Consider the following 18,036-nt stretch of genomic DNA (forward strand, 5'->3'; position numbering starts at 1 on the left):
GGATAGTTTGACCCGGAGCTGCGCTCGTGCGCAGACGACCATTGTCGCAATTGTCCGACAGGATGGGGCTTTTTCCTCGGGAGATTATCGAGTAACGTGGCCGCCTGGTCAGATTAATCGTTTCAGCTGCCAAATTTTCTGCCTCGGCTGCCATCTGCGCAAGGCTGTTCAACTGGCCATTTTCGACAACAATACCTCAGTACCCCACCTGGGCACTGCAAAAGGAGAAGGGCATGCTCGAGCTCGCCACAGGGCAAATAGCCATGGGCCAGAAGGCCGCGGACAAGGCCGAGGCCTTGCGCCTGCTGGCAGATCAGCTGGTGGCCGACGGCCTGGTCGCCGAGGGCTACCTTGCGGGCCTGCAGGCCCGCGAGGCGCAAGGCTCGACCTTCCTCGGGCAGGGCATTGCCATCCCGCATGGCACGCCGCAGACCCGCGACCTGGTCCACACCACCGGTGTGCGCTTGCTGCAGTTCCCCGAAGGCGTGGACTGGGGCGATGGCCAAAGGGTCTACCTGGCCATCGGCATCGCCGCCCGTTCCGATGAACACCTGCGCCTGCTGCAATTGCTGACCCGTGCCCTGGGCGAGACCGACCTGGCCGAGGCGCTGCGCCGGGCCAGCTCTGCCGAGGCCTTGCTCAAACTGTTGCAAGGCGCGCCACAGGCGTTGGCGTTAGATGCGCAACTGGTTAGCTTGAACCTGCCGGCCGAAGATTTCGACGAGCTGGCCTGGCGCGGTGCGCGCCTGCTGCAGCGCGCCGGTTGCGTCGACAGTGGCTTTGCCGCCGTGCTGCAGCAGGCCGAGCCTTTGCCACTGGGCGAGGGCCTGTGGTGGCTGCACAGCGAGCGCCAGGTGCGCCAGCCGGGCCTGGCATTCATCACCCCGCAGCAATCGCTGCGCTATCGCGATCAGCCGCTCAACGGCCTGTTCTGCCTGGCCAGCCTCGGCGCCGCTCATCAGGCTTTGCTCGAGCGCTTGTGCGAAGTGCTGATCGAAGGGCGCGGGCAGATGCTCTACCAGGCCACCAGCAGCCGTGCGGTGCTGCAGGTGCTGGGCGGTGAGGCGCCGGCGGATTGGCCCAGCGCGCGCATCCTGTTGGCCAACCCCCATGGTTTGCATGCCCGCCCGGCCAAGGTGCTGGCGCAACTGGCCAAAGGCTTCGAGGGCGAAATCCGTGTGCGACTGACCGACAGCGCGCAGCCAGCGGTGTCGGTCAAGAGCCTTAGCAAGCTGCTGAGCCTCGGCGCCCGCCGTGGCCAGGAGCTGGAACTGATTGCCGAACCGGCCATCGCCGCCGATGCCTTGCCAGCGCTGCTGGCGGCCATCGAAGCGGGCTTGGGCGAGGACGTCGAGCCGCTGCCACAAAGCTCCGCACCGCTAGCCAGCCTGCCGCTCGAAGTGCTTCAGGCACCCGCCGCAGGCAGCCGGATCCAGGGTGTAGGCGCGGCGCCTGGGATTGCCAGTGGCCCGGCGCACGTCTGCGTCGAGCGCGACATCGATTACCCCCTGCGCGGCGAATCCCTCGCCCAGGAACGGGCCAAGCTGCGCGAGGCCTTGGCAACGGTGAACAGCGAGCTGCACAACTTGGTGCAGCGCAGCGACAAGGCCATCGGTGAGATCTTCGTCACCCACCAAGAGATGCTCGCAGATCCGGCGCTGGCCGATGATGTCGAGCAGCGCCTGGCCCAAGGCGAAAGCGCCCCGGCGGCGTGGATGGCCGTGATCGAGGCGGCTGCCCGGCAGCAAGAGTCGCTGCACGATGCTTTGCTCGCCGAACGGGCCGCTGACCTGCGCGACATCGGCCGGCGCGTGCTGGCCCAGTTGTGCGGGGTGCAGGCGCAGGTCGAGCCGGAACAGCCCTATGTGCTGGTGATGACCGAGGTCGGCCCTTCCGATGTGGCCAGGCTGGACCCGAGCCGGGTCGCCGGTATCGTCACCGCCCAAGGCGGCGCGACGGCCCACAGCGCCATTGTCGCCCGCGCCCTGGGCATTCCGGCAGTGGTCGGCGCCGGTGCGGCGATTCTGCTGCTCGAGGCCGGCACGCCATTGCTGCTCGATGGGCAACGCGGTGTGGTCAGTGTTGCGCCAGCGGCCGCCGAGCTGCAGCGTGCCCTGGCCGAGCGCGACCAGCGCGAACAGCGCTTGCAGGCAGCCTGGGCCCATCGCCATGAACCGGCAGTCACCCGCGATGGCCATGCGGTCGAGGTTTTCGCCAACATCGGTGAGAGCAGCGGTATCGACAAGGTGGTGGAGCAGGGCGCGGAAGGTGTCGGGCTGCTGCGCACCGAACTGATCTTCATGGCCCACCCCCAGGCACCCGACGTCGCCACCCAAGAGGCCGAGTACCGCCGCGTGCTCGATGGCCTGGGTGGGCGGCCCCTGGTGGTGCGCACCCTGGATGTCGGCGGCGACAAGCCGCTGCCGTACTGGCCGATCGCTGCCGAAGACAACCCCTTCCTCGGTGTGCGCGGCGTGCGTTTGACGTTGCAGCGCCCGCAGGTCATGGAAGACCAGTTGCGCGCCTTGCTGCGCGCCGCTGACCAGCGCCCGCTGCGGATCATGTTCCCGATGGTCGGCCAGGTGCACGAATGGCGTGAAGCGCGGGCCATGGTCGAGCGCCTGCGTTTGGAAATCCCCGTGGCCGACCTGCAACTGGGGATCATGGTCGAGGTGCCCTCGGCAGCCCTGCTGGCGCCGCAGTTGGCCCGCGAAGTGGACTTCTTCAGCATCGGCACCAACGACCTGACCCAATACACCCTGGCCATCGACCGTGGCCACCCGAGCCTGTCGGCCCAGGCCGACGGCCTGCACCCGGCCGTATTGAGCCTGATCGACATGACCGTGCGCGCTGCCCATGCCGAAGGCAAGTGGGTGGGCGTGTGCGGTGAGCTGGCCGCCGACCCCCAGGCGGTGGCCGTGCTGCTTGGCCTGGATGTTGACGAGTTGAGCGTCGCCGCCCGCAGCATTGCCGAAGTCAAAGCCCTGGTGCGCCAGGCCGATCACCAAACGGCCCGCGCCCTGGCGCGCGAAGCCTTGCAACAAGACAGCGCCGCGGCGGTTCGCGCGCTGGTGGAGCGTTACTGATGGCCAAGATCCTCACCCTTACCCTGAACCCGGCGCTGGATATCACCATCAGCCTCGATACTTTGTGCCCGGGGCACGTCAACCGTAGCCAGGCCCAGCACAGCGATGCGGCGGGCAAAGGGCTGAACGTTGCCCAGGTCTTGGCCGACCTTGGCCACAGCGTCACCGTGGGCGGCTTTCTTGGGCAGGACAACCTGCAGCCGTTCGAGGCCTTGATCGCCTGGCGTGGTTTTGCCGACTGTTTTGTCCGCGTGCCAGGCGAAACGCGCAGCAACATCAAGCTGGTCGAAGCTGACGGCCGCGTGACCGATATCAACGGCCAGGGGCCAGAAGTCGATGAAGCCGCCCGTACCGCGTTGCTGCGGCAGCTGGAACAGATCGCCCCAGGGCATGACGCGGTAGTGGTGGCCGGCAGCCTGCCACGGGGTATCAGCCCCGAATGGTTCCGCCAGTTGCTCGAGCAACTCAAAGCTCAGGGCCTCAAGGTCGCCCTCGACAGCAGCGGCGAAGCCTTGCGCGTCGGCCTGCAAAGCGCGCCTTGGCTGGTCAAGCCCAACACCGAGGAATTGGGCGAGGTGCTGGGCCTGGCCGTACAAACCCCAGCACAGCAACGCGCGGCTGCCGAGCGGCTGCTGGCCAGCGGCATCGAGCATGTGGTGGTGTCGGCCGGCGAGCACGGCGTCAGCTGGTTCGCCTGCGACCTCGCCCTGCATGCCCAGCCGCCCACGGTGCGGGTGGCCAGCACCGTGGGCGCGGGGGATTCGCTGGTGGCTGGCATGGTCGATGGCCTGTTGCGTGGCGAGGCGCCCGCGCAGACCTTGAGCCGTGCTACCGCCATTGCCGCCCAGGCCGTGACCCAGGTCGGCTTTGGCATACGTGACCGCGAGCAACTGGCACGCCTTGAAGCCGGCGTGCAACTGACAGAACAACAAGAGGGTTGCCGATGAACATTGCCATTGTCACCGCCTGCCCCAACGGCCAGGTGTCCAGTGTGCTGAGCGCGCGCTTGCTGGCGGCAGCCGCGCAGCGCCGTGGCTGGAGCACCCGTGTCGAGGTGCAGGACGCCGAGCACCCCGAGCGGCAACTGACGGCGGCCCAGCTTGCCGAGGCCGATTGGGTACTGGTAGTAAGCACCGGGCCAATCGACCTGGCCCGCTTCGTCGGCAAGCGCGTGTACCAGAGCACGCCGTCCCAGGCCCTGGCCGACCGTGAGGGGTTCCTCGACGAGGCGGCGGCCAACGCCCAGCTGTTGGCGGATACGCCCGACAGCCCGGCAGAGTTGAGTGGCGCTGGCGTGCGGATTGTCGCGGTCACGGCGTGCCCGACCGGCGTCGCGCACACGTTCATGGCTGCCGAAGCCTTGCAGCAGGCCGCGCAGCAGCAGGGCTATCAACTCACCGTGGAGACCCAGGGCTCGGTGGGGGCACGCAACCCGCTGTCCGCCCAAGCCATCGCCGAAGCCGACGTGGTGCTGCTGGCCGCCGACATCGAAGTGCCCACCGCACGGTTTGCCGGCAAGCGCATTTACCGCTGCGGCACCGGCATCGCCCTCAAGCAGGCACGCGCCACCCTGGACAAGGCCCTGGCTGAAGGCAAGGTCGAGAACGCTGCAGATGCCGCGGCGGCCTCCGCTTCCGGTAAGGGTGAAAAGACCGGCGTGTACAAGCACCTGCTCACCGGGGTGTCGTTCATGCTGCCGATGGTCGTGGCGGGTGGCCTGCTGATCGCCTTGTCGTTCGTGTTCGGCATCGAGGCCTACAAGGAGCCGGGCACCTTGCCGGCAGCGTTGATGCAGATTGGCGGCGAGGCGGCGTTCAAACTGATGGTGCCGCTGTTGGCCGGCTACATCGCCTGGTCGATCGCCGACCGCCCGGGCCTGGCGCCCGGTATGATTGGTGGGTTGCTGGCCAGCACCCTGGGCGCGGGCTTCATCGGCGGCATCATCGCCGGTTTTCTCGCCGGCTACAGCGCCAAGGCCATTGCCCGCTGGGCACGCTTGCCGAGCAGCCTGGAGGCGCTCAAGCCGATCTTGATCATTCCGCTGTTGGCCAGCTTGTTCACGGGCCTGGTGATGATCTACGTGGTTGGCCAGCCGGTGGCGGCCATGCTCGAAGGGCTGACACAGTTCCTCGACAGTATGGGCACCACCAATGCCATCCTGCTGGGGTTGGTACTCGGCGGCATGATGTGTGTCGACCTGGGCGGCCCGATCAACAAGGCCGCCTACGCCTTCTCGGTGGGCCTGCTGGCCTCTTCGAGCTATGCCCCCATGGCGGCGACCATGGCCGCTGGCATGGTGCCGCCCATCGGCCTGGGCATTGCCAGCTTCCTCGCCCGGCGCAAGTTCGCCCAGAGTGAACGCGAGGCGGGCAAGGCCGCGTTGGCACTGGGGCTGTGCTTCATCTCTGAAGGTGCCATCCCGTTTGCCGCCAAGGACCCGCTACGGGTGATCCCGGCGAGTGTCGCCGGTGGTGCCTTGACCGGTGCACTGTCGATGTACTTCGGCTGCAAGCTGATGGCGCCGCACGGTGGCCTGTTCGTGCTGCTGATCCCCAATGCCATCAACCATGCGTTGCTGTACCTGCTGGCGATCGTCGCCGGCAGCTTGCTGACGGCCGTGGTGTATGCGGTGATCAAGAAGAGCGAGCAAGTGGAACTGGCTGTCGCGCCGGTGAAAGGCTAGCCCCACCCCGTCACGAACTGTGTAGGAGCAGCCTTGTGCTGCGAAGAGGCCAGTTTGGCTGTAGAGAGGCTGGAGCGGTAATGGCCTCTTCGCAGCACGAGGCTGCTCCTACAGCACCCAATGAGGCGCTGTTAGCGCCGATGCTTTTGCCGCAACGGCTCTAGCAAGTCCATCAGCCCGTTGTGATCGACTTCATGCATCAACGCCAATAACCCGCCCAGTTCTCCGGCAGGGAAGCCTTTGCGCGCGAACCAGGCCAGGTAGTCGCCCGGCAGGTCGGCGATGATCCGGCCTTGGTATTTGCCAAAGGGCATGGTCCGGGTGACCAGCAGTTCGAGGGTTTCCGGTTTCATCGACGCACCTGGCAGTCCAAAAGCGCCGACCATACTGCAATCTGCACGAAGGCCCAAGCGGCAATCATGCAGAACGCCGCGTCGAATACATTCTTCTAATTGATTAACTTGTTGATTTATAACGATTTATTTTTATGTCTAAGGTTGGCACGAACGCTGCTCCATTACAGATGACTATCACCTGCCAAGGAGTTCGTGAAATGAGCAACCCCAACAAAGACGTAATTGATGTGCTCAACGACCTGATCGAATACAGCAAGGATGGCGAAAAAGGCTTCAAGTCGTCGGCTGATGACGTCAAGAACCCAGAGCTGAAAGCCTTCTTCGTGCAGCGCGCCGGTGAGTGCGCCAATGCCGCCGGTGAACTGCAAAGCGAAGTGCGCCGCTTGGGTGGCGATCCTGAGACGTCCACCAGCATCAGCGGCGACCTGCACCGTGGTTGGGTCAACCTCAAGGCGATGGTCACCGGCAAGGATGAAGAGGCCGTGCTGAACGAAGTCGAGCGGGGCGAGGACCATGCCCTGAAAGCCTACAAGGAAGCCCGCGAGAAACTGGTCAAACTGGGCCGTACCGCCAGCGATCAGAGCTACACCCTGGTGGAAAAACAACTGCAAGGCGTGCAACGTAACCACGACCAGGTGAAAGCGCTGCGTAACGCCGCCCGCGCCCGCTCCTAGTCGCCAGGCCCTTCTACCCGGTTACGGCCATTGGCCTTGGCCCGGTAGAGCGCCTCATCCGCAGCCCCCAGCACGCTCGCCAGATCGTGCTGGGGGTTTGCTTCGTAGAGGCCGATGCCGATGCTGACCGTGACGGCACGGGTGTCATTGGCAAAGGGCGCCAGGGCCGCGACGCTGGCCCGAATGCGCTCGGCCAGCAGGGTGGCGCCGGCCAGATCGGTTTCTGGCAATATCACCTGAAATTCCTCCCCGCCATAGCGTGCCGCCAGGTCCGCCGGGCGCCTGATGCACCCCTCGATGCACTTCGCCACTTCGCGTAAGGCATGGTCACCACCCGCGTGGCCGTGGCGCTGGTTGAATGCCTTGAAATGGTCCACATCCACCATCAGCACGGCCAACGGTTTGTGGTTGCGCTGCGCGCGTGCCCACTCCTGGCGCAGCACCTGGTCCAGCCGGCGGCGGTTGGCCAGGCCGGTCAGGCTGTCGGTGGCGGCCAGGGTGGCCAGGCCTTGTTCGGCCTCGTGCCGGCGGCGCAGCTCGCGGCCCAGCAGCAAGGTTAGCCAGAGGATGCCGATGCACAGCACGCCGGTGGCCACGCTGACCAGAATCGCGGTGCGCCGCCACGACTGGAACACCTCGTCGGCCGAGTGCGCCACCAACACGATCAGCGGCAGGTCGGCGACCCGGGCGAAGGTGTACATGCGTGAGGTGCCGTGGGTGGCAGAAAGGGCTGTGAAGCTGCCACTGCGCTCGCCAAGGATGCGCTTGAAGTTGGGCCGCTCGGCGTAATTGGTGCCGATCAGCGGGTCTTGCGGGCGGGTCGGCTGGCGGGCCAGCAACTGGCCGTCGGTATTGAACAGGTTGATGCTGCTGTCATCTCCGATGTCCAGGCGCTTGAACAGTTCGCTGAAGTACGAGAGGCGCAGGGCACCCGCTGCCAGGCCGGCGAATTCGCCGTCTGGGCCGGGGATGCGCCGGCTGAAACTGATGCACCAGTCCTGGTCGCCCAGCTTGGCCTTGAACGGCGGGCCGACCAGCAAGCCGAGGTTGGCGTTGTGTTGATGGGCCTTGAACACACCGGTGTCGGCGAAGTTGGCCTGGCGCGGTATGGCGCTGGTGGAATCGCCCACCACGTTACCTTGCTTGTCGAGCCAGAGTACGTCACCGCGTTTGCGGTCGACGAAGGCTTCATTGAACAACAGGCGCTGGCGCAACACGCCAGGCACTTCAGGCAGCTCCTTGCGCCCGACTGCCCAGATCAGCCCTTGCAACGACTGATCGTAGAGTTCGGCATTGCGCAGGATATCGCTTTCGATCAGCTGGACGATGTTGTTGGAAGAACGGATGGCCGACAGCTCGACGCTGTCGCGCTCACGGGCCAGCAGGTAGCTGACGATGGCCACGATGGCGAGCACGGCGAGGCAACTGCCCAGGTTGAGGATCAGCTCGGGGTGCGACCTGTAGAGTGCGAAACGCGGTGATCGGGTGAGCATGCTCGCTACTGCTGAGGCAGGGCCATTCGCGGCGGCGATATTCTAGGGAAGAGGGGATTGTCGGACAAGATTTGTCCGACGGAATCGCGTGGTGGTGCAGAGAACAGTGGTCGCAAGCCTGCCTTCAAGCCCGCTCCCACTGGGTCTGTGCTAAGTCAATGAAACTAGGAGCGGGTCAGAACACGTTCAGCGGATAATCAACGATCACGCGCAGTTCATCGTTGTCACTGCTGCTGTCGATCGACGCATAACCCTGGCTGCCACGGTGTGCGGCATAACGCACCAGCACCGAAAGGTCCTTGAAGTCGCCTTCCTGGAACACGTACTTCACATCCAGGTCACGCTCCCAGTGCATGGCGTTCTTGCCATCGGCGCGGTAGTAGTCGTAGTGCGTGTTGCCCTGGTCAGCCTTGGTCAGGTCTGCCTCGCCACGCGAATACGACAGCGTCGTGCTCAAGCCGGGGACGCCCAGGCCGGCGAAGTCATAGCCGTACTGCAGCTTCCACGAACGCTCGTTGGGGGCGTTGAAGTCCGAGTACATGCGCGAGTTGTCGAGGTACACGCTGTCGCCCAGGTTGATGTAGTCGAACGGCGTATCGCCATTGACCCGCTGGTAGGCGGCCGTGACGCTGTGGAAGCCGGCGTTGACGGTGAAATGTACGCTGTAGGTATTGTTGTCGATCTTGCCCAGCAGGGCCTGGCCGGTGTCCTGGGTGTGATAGAAGTGCACGCCCGGGTTGAGGCTGACCAGGTCGTTGACCACGTAGGTGTAGTCAAAATCAGCGTAGTACTGGTTCCAGATGTCCTTCAGCTCGGCGGCGTAAAGGTTGGCGGTGATGTTTTCCGTGCCGCTCCAGGACGCGCCCGCCCAGTTCAGGTGCTTGCTCTTGTCATGTTCGTCCAGCGAGCCGTAATAGGTGTCGATGCGGCGGTGGCCGCTCTGGTTGTACGGCTTGGTGAAGCTGACTTGGCCGCCTTCGAGCAGCAGGCCGTCGACGCTGGTGTTGGTCAGGCTTACACCGCGGAAGGTCTGCGGCAGCATGCGGGTTTCGCCGCCAGCGATCACTGGGTTGGTGAGGAACAGGTCACCGGCCTTGAGTTCAGTGTCAAACGCTTTGAGCTTGAGCGCTGCGCCTGCGGTAGAGAACGAATGCGGGGCCGCGCCCAGTTCGCCGTCGTCCTTCACATGCGTCGGCAGAATGCTGGTGCCGGCATGGCCGCCACCGCCATCGAGCTTGAGGCCCAGCATGGCATGGGCGTCGACGCCAACGCCGATCACGCCCGGGGTATAGCCGGACTCGAAGCGTGCAACCGCGCCCTGGCCCCACTCGCGGGTGTCGCGCACGCCGGCGTTGTGGTTGTCGCGGTTGAAATAGGCATTGCGAAAATGCAGGTTGAATGAAGAACCTTCGATGAAGCCATCAGCCTTGTCTTCATCTGCCTGGGCGGCGGTGGGCATCGTTGCAGTCAATGCAATGAACAGCGGGGTAAAACGAAACGCGGAAGGCACCGGTACTAGCTCCTTTGGTCTGACGGTGGGGCAGTTTTTATTTTTGAATGTGCAACTTTTTTATTAGGGACGTTACAGCGGGGCTGATAGTTAAAGCACATAAAAAAAGCCGCTGATTGGCAGCGGCTTTAAAAGGCTAACATATCGGCACCAGCGGTGCCCATGGCGTAGCCAAGGGAAATCGGGAGCAGGTACAGCGGTCGATCAGCTATCGGCATTAACGTCGCTGGACACTTTGGAAGCTGTCTGGTTTGCGTCTTTTACGGCATCGGTCTGCTGTGCAGCTACGGCTTCGCGGGCTTCTTGATGGACCGCGGCGAGCTCGGCATTACGGGCGACGAAAGCGGGGGATTCTTCGGCCATGGCCAGGGGCGACAACAACAGGGAAGACAGGACGAAGACGCTGGCAATACCCATACTGTTGGACATTTGAAACTACCTTCTTGCGATGCAAGTGCTAATGAGGACAGGGCTAAAGTTAGTCCCTCAATGGCCTTGGAAACAGAGCGAAGTACGATAAGCACTGTTGCGCAAAAGGTAACGATCGTGCCGCGAACACTCAGGCTTTTGCTGGAAACCCGCGTCGTTGAGCGCTTGGCAGGCGAATGCCGAACGTGTTGGCGCCGGCCTCGCTGTACACAAAAACCTCGCCCCCATGCATCAGGGCGATCGCTTTGACGATCGCGAGCCCCAAACCGTGGTTGCCGCCACCACTGTTACTGCGCGCGGCATCCACCCGATAGAAGCGCTCGAACAGCAGCGGCAGGTGCGCGTCATCGATTGCAGGCCCCGGGTTACTCACGGAAATGGTGACCTGTTCCGGCCCGTTTTCGATTCGCACCTCGATCACTTGGTCGGGCGCGGTGTGCTGCACCGCGTTGTTCAGCAGGTTGATCAGTGCGCGGCGCAGTTGGGCTTTTTCGATGGGTGCCTGAGCATCACCACTGACCTCCACGCGGACCTGCGCGTCTTCGAGGATGTAGTCCAGGTAATCCAGCGTGGTCGCCACTTCCTCTGCCAGCGACGCCTGGGTCAGCGCGGTGGCCTTGCTGCCCTGGTCGGCGCTGGCCAGGAACAGCATGTCGTTGATGATGCTGCGCAGGCGCTCGAGTTCTTCAAGGTTGGATTGCAGCACTTCGAAGTAGTGCTCGGCACTGCGACCGCGGGTCAGGGCCACTTGGGTCTGGCCGATCAGGTTGGTCAGTGGCGAGCGCAGTTCGTGGGCCACGTCGGCGTTGAACGCCTCCAGCCGCGAGTAGGCTTGGCTGACCCGGTCAAGCGCGGCGTTGAAGGCCCCGGCGAATTGCGCCAGTTCCGGGGCCAGATCATTAGTTTGCAGGCGCCCGTCCAAGCGCGGTGGGGCCAGTGCCTGGGCTTCGTTGGACAACGCCAGCAACGGGCGCAGGCCGATGCGGGCCACCCAGTAACCTAGCACCGACGCCAGCAGCACACCGAGCACTGCCAGGCCGACGATGGCTACCAGCAGGCTGTGTTGCGCCTGCCAGAAGGTCTCGGTGTCGATGCCAATCAGAAAACGCAGCGGCGGGCGGTCGGCCAGGGCCGGCAACTCGCTGACCAGGACTTTGTAGGGGTAGGGCTGGTCTGGCAGGCGCAGGTCGCGCATGCCTGGCGGGCCTTCGGCAAACGCGCGCACTAGTTCGCTGGGGTGGCCATAGTCGTATGCCGGATCGCTGCTGACCACCCAGAAGCGGATGCGCTTGTCCTCCTCGCTGAGCAGGTTGAGCTTGTTGCTGACCTTGGCCCAGTGCTCGGCGGTGCCGAAGCGGTTGAGGGTGGACTCGAGCACGCTGAACCGTGCATCTAGCTCGGCGGCCGGGAGCAGGTCGAGGCTGTGGTCGACCTGGCGATACAACGCCGACCCGATCAGCAAAAACACCCCCACCGCCACCAGGATGAACAGCGCCGACAGGCGCAGCGCGATGGAGTTAGCCCGCACGGTTTTCCAGGACATAGCCCATGCCTCGGATGGTGTGCAGCAACTTGTTGTCGAAAGGCCCATCGAGCTTGGCGCGCAGGCGCTTGATCGCCACCTCGACGACATTCGCATCACTGTCGAAGTTGATGTCCCAGACCAGCTCGGCGATGGCGGTCTTGGACAGGATTTCGCCTTGGCGGCGGGCCAGCACACTGAGCAGCGAGAATTCCTTGGCGGTCAGGTCCAGGCGCTGGCCGGCGCGGCTGGCCTTGCGCGCCATCAGGTCGATCCACAGGTCGGCGACCTGGATCTGCAGCGGTTCATGGCTGCTGCTGCGACGGGTCAGGGCCTGCAGGCGCGCGACCAGCTCAAGGAACGAAAAAGGCTTGCCCAGGTAGTCGTCGGCGCCTTCGCGCAGGCCATGGATGCGGTCTTCGACCCGCTCGCGGGCGGTCAGCATGATCACCGGCGTCTGCTTGCGCGCGCGCAAGGCGCGCAGCACGCCATAGCCGTCCAGGCCGGGCAGCATCACATCGAGCACGATCACGGCGTAGTCGCCTTCCAGGGCCAGGTGCAGGCCATCGATACCGTCACGCGCCAGGTCCACGGTAAAGCCTTGCTCGCTCAGCCCGCGGTGCAGGTAGTCGGCGGTTTTTTCTTCGTCTTCGATGATCAGCACACGCATGGTCTTGTCTCAACTGGCACTTGGCGCGGCCGCATGGGCGGCCCGGCGGCGGTGGAACAGGCGCTCCAGGGCCAAGTATATGACCGGGGTGGTGAACAGCGTCAGGGCCTGGCTCACCAACAACCCACCTACCACCGCGATGCCCAGTGGCTGGCGCAGCTCGGCGCCGGTGCCAAAGCCGAACATCAGCGGTACCGCGCCGAGCAGGGCGGCGAGGGTGGTCATGATGATCGGCCGGAAGCGCGTCAGGCAGGCCTGGTGGATTGCCTGCTCGGGTGTGAGGCCGTGGTGGCGCTGGGCCTCGAGGGCAAAGTCGATCAGCAGGATGCCGTTTTTCTTGACGATGCCGATCAGCAGCACCACGCCGATCAGCCCCATGATGCTGAAGTCCTGGCCCATGGCCCAGAGCAGAATCAGCGCGCCCAGGCCCGCAGAGGGCAGGGTGGAGATGATCGTCAGTGGGTGGACGAAGCTCTCGTAGAGCACCCCCAGGATGATGTACACCGCCACCAGCGCAGCCAGGATCAGCCACGGCTGGCTCGACAGCGAACTCTGGAAGGCCTGCGCCGCACCCTGGAAGTTGCCGCTGATGGAGTCGGGCATGCCCAGTTCGCGCTGGGTGCGCTCAAGGATGCTCACCGCATCGCCCAGGGCCACGCCCGGGGCGAGGTTGAACGACAGGTTGGCGGCTGGGAACAGGCCATCATGGCTGATCGACAACGGCCCGGTGCTCGGCGGCGCGACGTGGGCCACCGCCGACAAGGGCACCATCTCGTTGCTCAGGGGCGAGCGCAGGTAGAAGTAGTTGAGGCTCTCGGCCTTGCCGCGCTGGCGGGCGTCCAGTTCGAGGATGACCTTGTACTGATTGGTCTCGGTCTGGAACTCGCTGATCTGCCGCTGGCCGAAGGCGTCGTACAGCGCCTGGTCGATGTCGGTGGTGGTCAGGCCGAAGCGTGCGGCGGCCTGGCGGTCGATGTCGATGCGGGTGACGCTGGCCCCCAGTTGCAGGTCGTTGGACAGGTCACGCAACGCCGGGTTTTCGCGCAGGCGGTCGGTCAGGCGCTGGGTCCACAGGTTCAGCGCCACGCCGTCGTTGCTCTTGAGCACGTACTGGTACTGGGTGCGTGATGGGCCGGAGCTGAGGTTGATGTCCTGGCCGGCGCGCATGTACAGCACAATGCCCGGCACCTGGGCGAGCTTGGGCCGCAGCCGGTCGATCAGCTCGCTGGCCGACACATCGCGTTCGCCGCGGGGCTTGAGGGCGATCCAGAAGCGGCCGTTGGCGATGGTCTGGTTGCTGCCGGTGACGCCGACGGAATGCGAGAACGCCCGCACGGCCGGGTCGGCCTCGATGATCTTGGCCAGGGCCTGGTGCTTCTCGATCATGGCCGGGTACGACACGTCCGCTGCCGCTTCGCTGGTGCCGAGGATGAAACCGGTGTCCTGCAACGGGAAGAAGCCCTTGGGGATGGCCACATAACCCACCACCGCCAGGGCCAGGGTCACGCCGAACACACCGAGGGTCAGGCGCTGGTGGGCCAGGGCGCGGTTCAGGCCTTTTTCGTACCACTTGACCAGGCGTTCACCGAAACCGCTGTGCTGCGCGCCGGTCGGGCGGCGCATGAACAGTGCACACAGGGTGGGTGCCAGGGTCAGCGAAACCACCACCGAAATCAGGATGGTGGCCGTGGCGGTCAGGGCGAACTCCTTGAACAGGCGCCCGACCACCCCGCCCATGAACAACAGCGGGATGAAGGCGGCGATCAGCGAGAAACTGATCGAGACCACGGTAAAGCCGATTTCGCCTGCGCCCTTGAGGGCGGCCGTGCGGCTGTCGTCACCCGCCTCCAGGTGGCGATGGATGTTTTCCACCACGACGATGGCATCGTCGACCACGAACCCCACCGAAATGACGATGGCCACCAGGGTCAGGTTGTTCAGGCTGAAGCCGAGTACGTACATCAAGGCGCAACTGGCAATCAGCGACACGCCGAGCACGCTGGACACCACCAGGGTCGCCGACCACTGGCGCAGGAACAGCGCCATCACCCCGATCACCAGGGCCACGGCGATCATCAAGGTCAGCTCCACCTCGTGCAGCGAGGCGCGGATGGTTTGGGTACGGTCCTGCAACACCGACACCTCGATCGACGCCGGGAGCATTTCTTGCAGCTTGGGCAGCGCGGCCAACACCCGGTCGACGGTGTCGACGATGTTCGCGCCGGGCTGGCGGAAGATCACCAGGTTCAACCCCGGCTGGTCACCGGACCAAGCCTTGACGTAGGCGTTCTCGGCGCCGTTGATGACCTTGGCCACGTCCTGCAGGTGCACCGGCGCACCGTCGCGGTACGAGACGATCAATTGGGCATAGTCTTCGGGGTGGAACAGCTGGTCGTTGGCGGCGATGGTCGACACGCTGTGCTCGCCGTACAGCGCGCCTTTGGCCAGGTTGAGGCTGGTTTGCTGGATGGCCTGGCGCAGGTCGGCGAGGGTCAGGCCGATGGCGGCCAGCTTCTCCGGTTGCGCTTGCACGCGGATGGCCGGGCGCAGTTGCCCGGTGATGTTGATCAGGCCGACCCCATCGATCTGGCTCAGCTGCCGGGCCAGCAGGGTTTCGGCGTAGTCGCTCAGGTCATTGCCGGGCATCTGGTTCGAGCTGACGGTCATCACCAGCACCGGGCTGTCGGCTGGGTTGACCTTGCGCCAGGTCGGCGGGTTGGGCAGGTCTTGTGGCAGCCGTGCGGTGGCGGTGTTGATGGCGGCCTGCACTTCCTGTGCTGCGGTGTCGATGTTCTTGTCGAGGGTGAACTGCAGGATCAGCGTGGTCGACCCCAGCGCGCTGCTGCTGGTCATCTGGGTCATGCCGGGGATGGCGCTGAACTGCACTTCAAGCGGCGTGGCGACCGACGAGGCCATGGTTTCCGGGCTGGCCCCAGGCAGTTGAGCGGTGACCTGGATGGTCGGGAAGTCGGCCTCTGGCAGCGGAGCCACCGGCAGCCGAGGGAAGGCGATGGCGCCCAGCAGGATCAGGGCGAAAGTCAGCAGCAGGGTGGCGATCGGGTGGTCGATGCACCAGGCCGAAACCCCGTTGCGGGTATTCATGGCTGACTCCGGCGGTCGGCCATTTCCGAAGGCGCAGGGGCATCGGTGGTGACCTCGACCCGCGAGCCCGGCTTGAGCCGCGACTGGCCATCGAGCACCAGCTGATCACCCGCCTTGACCCCGGCGATGATGTTCAGCCCACTGTCCTGGTGCAGCACCTTGACCGGCACGCTGGTGACCTTGTCCCCGTCCAGGCGGTAGACGAAATGGCCGTCGATACCGCGCTGCACGACCGGCGGCGGCACGACCAGGGCATTCTCCTGCATGGCCGTGCGCAAGCGAATGGTGACCAGTTGGCCGGGCCACAGGCGCCCGTCCTTGTTGTCGAACTCGGCCTTGACCCGCACCGTGCCGGTGGTCGCCGAGATCTGGTTGTCGATCAGCGCCAGGTGGCCTTCACCCAGCAGGCTGCGTTCGCCGTCGGCGTCCATGTAGGCCTGCACCAGCGCCGGGGCGGGCGCCTTGAGCAAGCTCTGCAGGGTAGGCAGCATGTGTTGCGGCAGGGCGAACTCGACGGCAATCGGGTCGATCTGGGTCACGCTGAACAGGCCCTGGGTGTCGCTGCTGCGCACCAGGTTGCCGGGGTCGACGTTGCGGATGCCGACCCGGCCGGTCACCGGTGAGCGAATTTGGGTATAGGACAGTTGCACCTCGGCATTGGCGATGGCCGCCTGGTTGCCCTTGACCGTAGCCTGCAGCTGGTTGACCAGCGCTTGTTGCTGGTCGAGGGTCTGCTTTGACACCCCGTCATCGGTGCTCAGCAGGCGGTAGCGCTTGAGGTCGACACCGGCTACCTGGATCTGCGCCTGGCTCTGGCCGAGCTGCGCACGGGCCTGGTCGAGGCTGGCGCGGATGGCACGGTCGTCGAGGGTTGCGAGCAGGTCACCTGCCTTTACCCACTGGCCTTCCTTGACCAGTACCTGGGTCAGCACCCCTTCTACCTGTGCGCGGATCTCGACGCTGTGCAGCGACAGCACCGAGCCGATCGCACTGGCATAGCGCGGCACATCCTGCTGGCTGACGCTGATCACGCGCACCGGCACAGCCGCCTGCGCGCGGGGGGCGGGGGCCTCCTGGCGCTGGCCGAACCAGACGCCCAGCACGACCAGGACAAGCAACGCCAAGGCGGCGAGGATGACAGAACGGGAAGGACGTCGCATCGGAGCGGGCACCTTGGCCAGAAGGGTGGGGACGGTTGTCTGTATTCAAGCTTATAGCCCCCGGACCGGGTCGGCAGCATGACGCCTGGCTGACAGCGCTGACAGTTTCAGTATTCAAGGCCAATGGGGCCGCTTTGCGGCCCATCGCAGGCAAGCCAGCTCCTACAGGTACAGCGCAAATCTCCAGGGCGGCGCCGTACCTGTAGGAGCTGGCTTGCCTGCGATGGGCTGCGAAGCGGCCCCGATGGTTGTCTCAGGCTACCTAAAAACCAATAAAGGCGTAATAAACCGGTGCTTCGCAAGTGGTTTGCAAACCATGGCCCTGCAAATTGGCTGTCAGCTCGTCATCTTGCACATGCAGCGTCCACCGCGCACCGTTGTCCGCCGGCACCTGCGCCAGTGCCGCGGCAAACGCGCCCATCTCCGGCAGATAAGCGGTAAACCCGTTACCTTTCAGCGCACTCGTGGTCATGCCCAACGCCTGGCACACGGCAACCTTGGCCGCGATGTCATCTCGGTCTGCCTGGCGCGATGCCTGCACCAGCGCCGCCAGCCGCGGGTCGGCCACTTGCGTGCCGTGAATCAGCTCAGGTCCCTGTTGCCAAGCTTCGGGCGGGCAGTCCTTGTTCTCGGGCCGCAGTGGGATATGCGGGTTGATCTCGACCGGGTAGATGCGGCAGACCAGCGGGCGCTGGTCATAGATGGTGCACAGGTCGTTATCGTCGAGGTTACGACAGCGCCCTGGGTTGAACGCCGCGAACGTTACCGAAACGCGGGCCTCAGTGTCACCGCAGGCCACCGGGTGGGAGCGGCGCAGCACATGCTCGCGCTGCTCGACCGGCATGCCCGGGCCGTCGACCACGAACGCTTCGATCAGCACCACCACCTGGCCAGCGGAGGCCGCCCATTGGCGGGCTTCGTCGAGGGTCAAGGGCACATGGTGGCCAGTGCAGCACTTGCCGCAGCCGGTGCAGGCGAATTGCACGCTGTCGGTCACTTGGCTTCCGGGCTCCATTCGCTGACGAACGCGCGCTGGTGCTGGCGGTCGTACAGGCACAGTTCGGTGCCGGTGCGCTGCTGCATGTGTTTTTGCGGGTAGACGCCTTCGATCAGCAGGGCGCTCATGCCGACCTGGTCGTCGAATTCGGCGGGCTTGCCACGCGCGTGAGCGTCCTTGAACTGGCTGGCGGCAAGGCACGCCTTGAGCATCCGCTGGCGCTGCTCGTTCCAGGCCTGGCTACTGGAAGCCTGGGCGACACCGCTGAAGAGCGCGCAGGCGACAAGGAGGGAGCTGAAAAACTTCATACGCGATTCCGGCAAAAATCTTCCGAGGGGAGGGAATTATGCCCGA

Annotated in this window: 14 protein-coding genes; 4 read left to right on the forward strand and 10 right to left on the reverse strand. The window is 64.8% G+C overall.

Going from position 1 to position 18,036, the window contains the following annotated elements:
• The first annotated feature begins 233 nt into the window (after positions 1-233).
• The 3 genes from ptsP to HU750_RS18945 are packed head-to-tail and all read left to right on the forward strand — an operon-like array spanning position 234 to position 5,769.
• The gene (gene ptsP, locus HU750_RS18935) at positions 234-3,086 is read left to right on the forward strand and encodes a phosphoenolpyruvate--protein phosphotransferase (protein WP_186681769.1); all 2,853 of its coding nucleotides are present in this window, start codon (positions 234-236) and stop codon (positions 3,084-3,086) included.
• Entirely contained in the window at positions 3,086-4,033 is a 948-nt protein-coding gene (gene pfkB / locus HU750_RS18940) for a 1-phosphofructokinase (protein WP_186681771.1), read from the forward strand. Before ptsP ends, pfkB begins: the two co-directional genes overlap by 1 nt.
• Positions 4,030-5,769, forward strand: coding sequence for a PTS fructose-like transporter subunit IIB (locus HU750_RS18945; RefSeq protein WP_186681774.1), 1,740 nt, complete (start codon positions 4,030-4,032; stop codon positions 5,767-5,769). Before pfkB ends, HU750_RS18945 begins: the two co-directional genes overlap by 4 nt.
• A gap of 131 nt (positions 5,770-5,900) precedes the next feature.
• On the opposite strand, the gene HU750_RS18950 is transcribed toward HU750_RS18945, so the two are convergent.
• Positions 5,901-6,122 carry a DUF3820 family protein gene (locus tag HU750_RS18950; protein WP_027595485.1) on the reverse strand — a complete coding sequence of 74 codons (222 nt, stop codon included), beginning with the start codon at positions 6,120-6,122 and terminating at the stop codon, positions 5,901-5,903.
• Positions 6,123-6,322: 200 nt separating this feature from the next.
• Between HU750_RS18950 and HU750_RS18955 the strand changes: the two genes are divergently transcribed.
• A complete protein-coding gene (locus HU750_RS18955; RefSeq protein ID WP_027595486.1) occupies positions 6,323-6,799 on the forward strand; it encodes a ferritin-like domain-containing protein in 477 nt (158 codons plus the stop codon).
• Here HU750_RS18955 and HU750_RS18960 read toward each other — a convergent pair.
• The 9 genes from HU750_RS18960 to HU750_RS19000 form a co-directional block, all read right to left on the reverse strand.
• The gene (locus tag HU750_RS18960; protein WP_186681776.1) at positions 6,796-8,292 is read right to left on the reverse strand and encodes a sensor domain-containing diguanylate cyclase; all 1,497 of its coding nucleotides are present in this window, start codon (positions 8,290-8,292) and stop codon (positions 6,796-6,798) included. The two genes, HU750_RS18955 and HU750_RS18960, sit on opposite strands and share 4 nt — an antisense overlap.
• A gap of 175 nt (positions 8,293-8,467) precedes the next feature.
• The gene (locus HU750_RS18965; protein ID WP_186681779.1) at positions 8,468-9,802 is read right to left on the reverse strand and encodes an OprD family outer membrane porin; all 1,335 of its coding nucleotides are present in this window, start codon (positions 9,800-9,802) and stop codon (positions 8,468-8,470) included.
• 204 nt (positions 9,803-10,006) lie between these two features.
• Positions 10,007-10,231, reverse strand: coding sequence for a hypothetical protein (locus HU750_RS18970; protein ID WP_027595489.1), 225 nt, complete (start codon positions 10,229-10,231; stop codon positions 10,007-10,009).
• Positions 10,232-10,361: 130 nt separating this feature from the next.
• A complete protein-coding gene (locus HU750_RS18975) occupies positions 10,362-11,774 on the reverse strand; it encodes a heavy metal sensor histidine kinase (protein WP_186681781.1) in 1,413 nt (470 codons plus the stop codon).
• Positions 11,749-12,423 carry a heavy metal response regulator transcription factor gene (locus HU750_RS18980; RefSeq protein ID WP_027595491.1) on the reverse strand — a complete coding sequence of 225 codons (675 nt, stop codon included), beginning with the start codon at positions 12,421-12,423 and terminating at the stop codon, positions 11,749-11,751. The genes HU750_RS18975 and HU750_RS18980 overlap by 26 nt, the downstream gene beginning before the upstream one ends.
• A 9-nt stretch (positions 12,424-12,432) precedes the next feature.
• Positions 12,433-15,525 (reverse strand): multidrug efflux RND transporter permease subunit, encoded by a 3,093-nt coding sequence (locus HU750_RS18985; protein WP_186681783.1) that lies wholly within the window; start codon positions 15,523-15,525, stop codon positions 12,433-12,435.
• Positions 15,522-16,685 carry an efflux RND transporter periplasmic adaptor subunit gene (locus tag HU750_RS18990; protein WP_186681786.1) on the reverse strand — a complete coding sequence of 388 codons (1,164 nt, stop codon included), beginning with the start codon at positions 16,683-16,685 and terminating at the stop codon, positions 15,522-15,524. The genes HU750_RS18985 and HU750_RS18990 overlap by 4 nt, the downstream gene beginning before the upstream one ends.
• Before the next feature lie 262 nt (positions 16,686-16,947).
• Positions 16,948-17,682 (reverse strand): YkgJ family cysteine cluster protein, encoded by a 735-nt coding sequence (locus HU750_RS18995; protein ID WP_186681788.1) that lies wholly within the window; start codon positions 17,680-17,682, stop codon positions 16,948-16,950.
• Positions 17,679-17,990: a hypothetical protein gene (locus tag HU750_RS19000; RefSeq protein ID WP_099452939.1), complete on the reverse strand. Its 312-nt coding sequence runs from the start codon at positions 17,988-17,990 to the stop codon at positions 17,679-17,681. Before HU750_RS19000 ends, HU750_RS18995 begins: the two co-directional genes overlap by 4 nt.
• Positions 17,991-18,036: the final 46 nt, after the last annotated feature.

It is taken from the genome of Pseudomonas sp. SWRI50, from assembly GCF_014269095.1.
Lineage (GTDB): Bacteria > Pseudomonadota > Gammaproteobacteria > Pseudomonadales > Pseudomonadaceae > Aquipseudomonas > Aquipseudomonas kermanshahensis.

Excerpts from the sequence above, each read along its gene's own strand:
- HU750_RS18970 (WP_027595489.1), bottom strand. The coding sequence starts at position 10,231 with ATGTCCAACAGTATGGGTATTGCCAGCGTCTTCGTCCTGTCTTCCCTG.
- HU750_RS18990 (WP_186681786.1), bottom strand. The coding sequence starts at position 16,685 with ATGCGACGTCCTTCCCGTTCTGTCATCCTCGCCGCCTTGGCGTTGCTT.
- HU750_RS18980 (WP_027595491.1), bottom strand. The coding sequence starts at position 12,423 with ATGCGTGTGCTGATCATCGAAGACGAAGAAAAAACCGCCGACTACCTG.
- HU750_RS18985 (WP_186681783.1), bottom strand. The coding sequence starts at position 15,525 with ATGAATACCCGCAACGGGGTTTCGGCCTGGTGCATCGACCACCCGATC.
- HU750_RS19000 (WP_099452939.1), bottom strand. The coding sequence starts at position 17,990 with ATGAAGTTTTTCAGCTCCCTCCTTGTCGCCTGCGCGCTCTTCAGCGGT.
- HU750_RS18950 (WP_027595485.1), bottom strand. The coding sequence starts at position 6,122 with ATGAAACCGGAAACCCTCGAACTGCTGGTCACCCGGACCATGCCCTTT.
- pfkB (WP_186681771.1), top strand. The coding sequence starts at position 3,086 with ATGGCCAAGATCCTCACCCTTACCCTGAACCCGGCGCTGGATATCACC.
- HU750_RS18945 (WP_186681774.1), top strand. The coding sequence starts at position 4,030 with ATGAACATTGCCATTGTCACCGCCTGCCCCAACGGCCAGGTGTCCAGT.
- HU750_RS18975 (WP_186681781.1), bottom strand. The coding sequence starts at position 11,774 with ATGTCCTGGAAAACCGTGCGGGCTAACTCCATCGCGCTGCGCCTGTCG.
- HU750_RS18960 (WP_186681776.1), bottom strand. The coding sequence starts at position 8,292 with ATGCTCACCCGATCACCGCGTTTCGCACTCTACAGGTCGCACCCCGAG.
- ptsP (WP_186681769.1), top strand. The coding sequence starts at position 234 with ATGCTCGAGCTCGCCACAGGGCAAATAGCCATGGGCCAGAAGGCCGCG.
- HU750_RS18955 (WP_027595486.1), top strand. The coding sequence starts at position 6,323 with ATGAGCAACCCCAACAAAGACGTAATTGATGTGCTCAACGACCTGATC.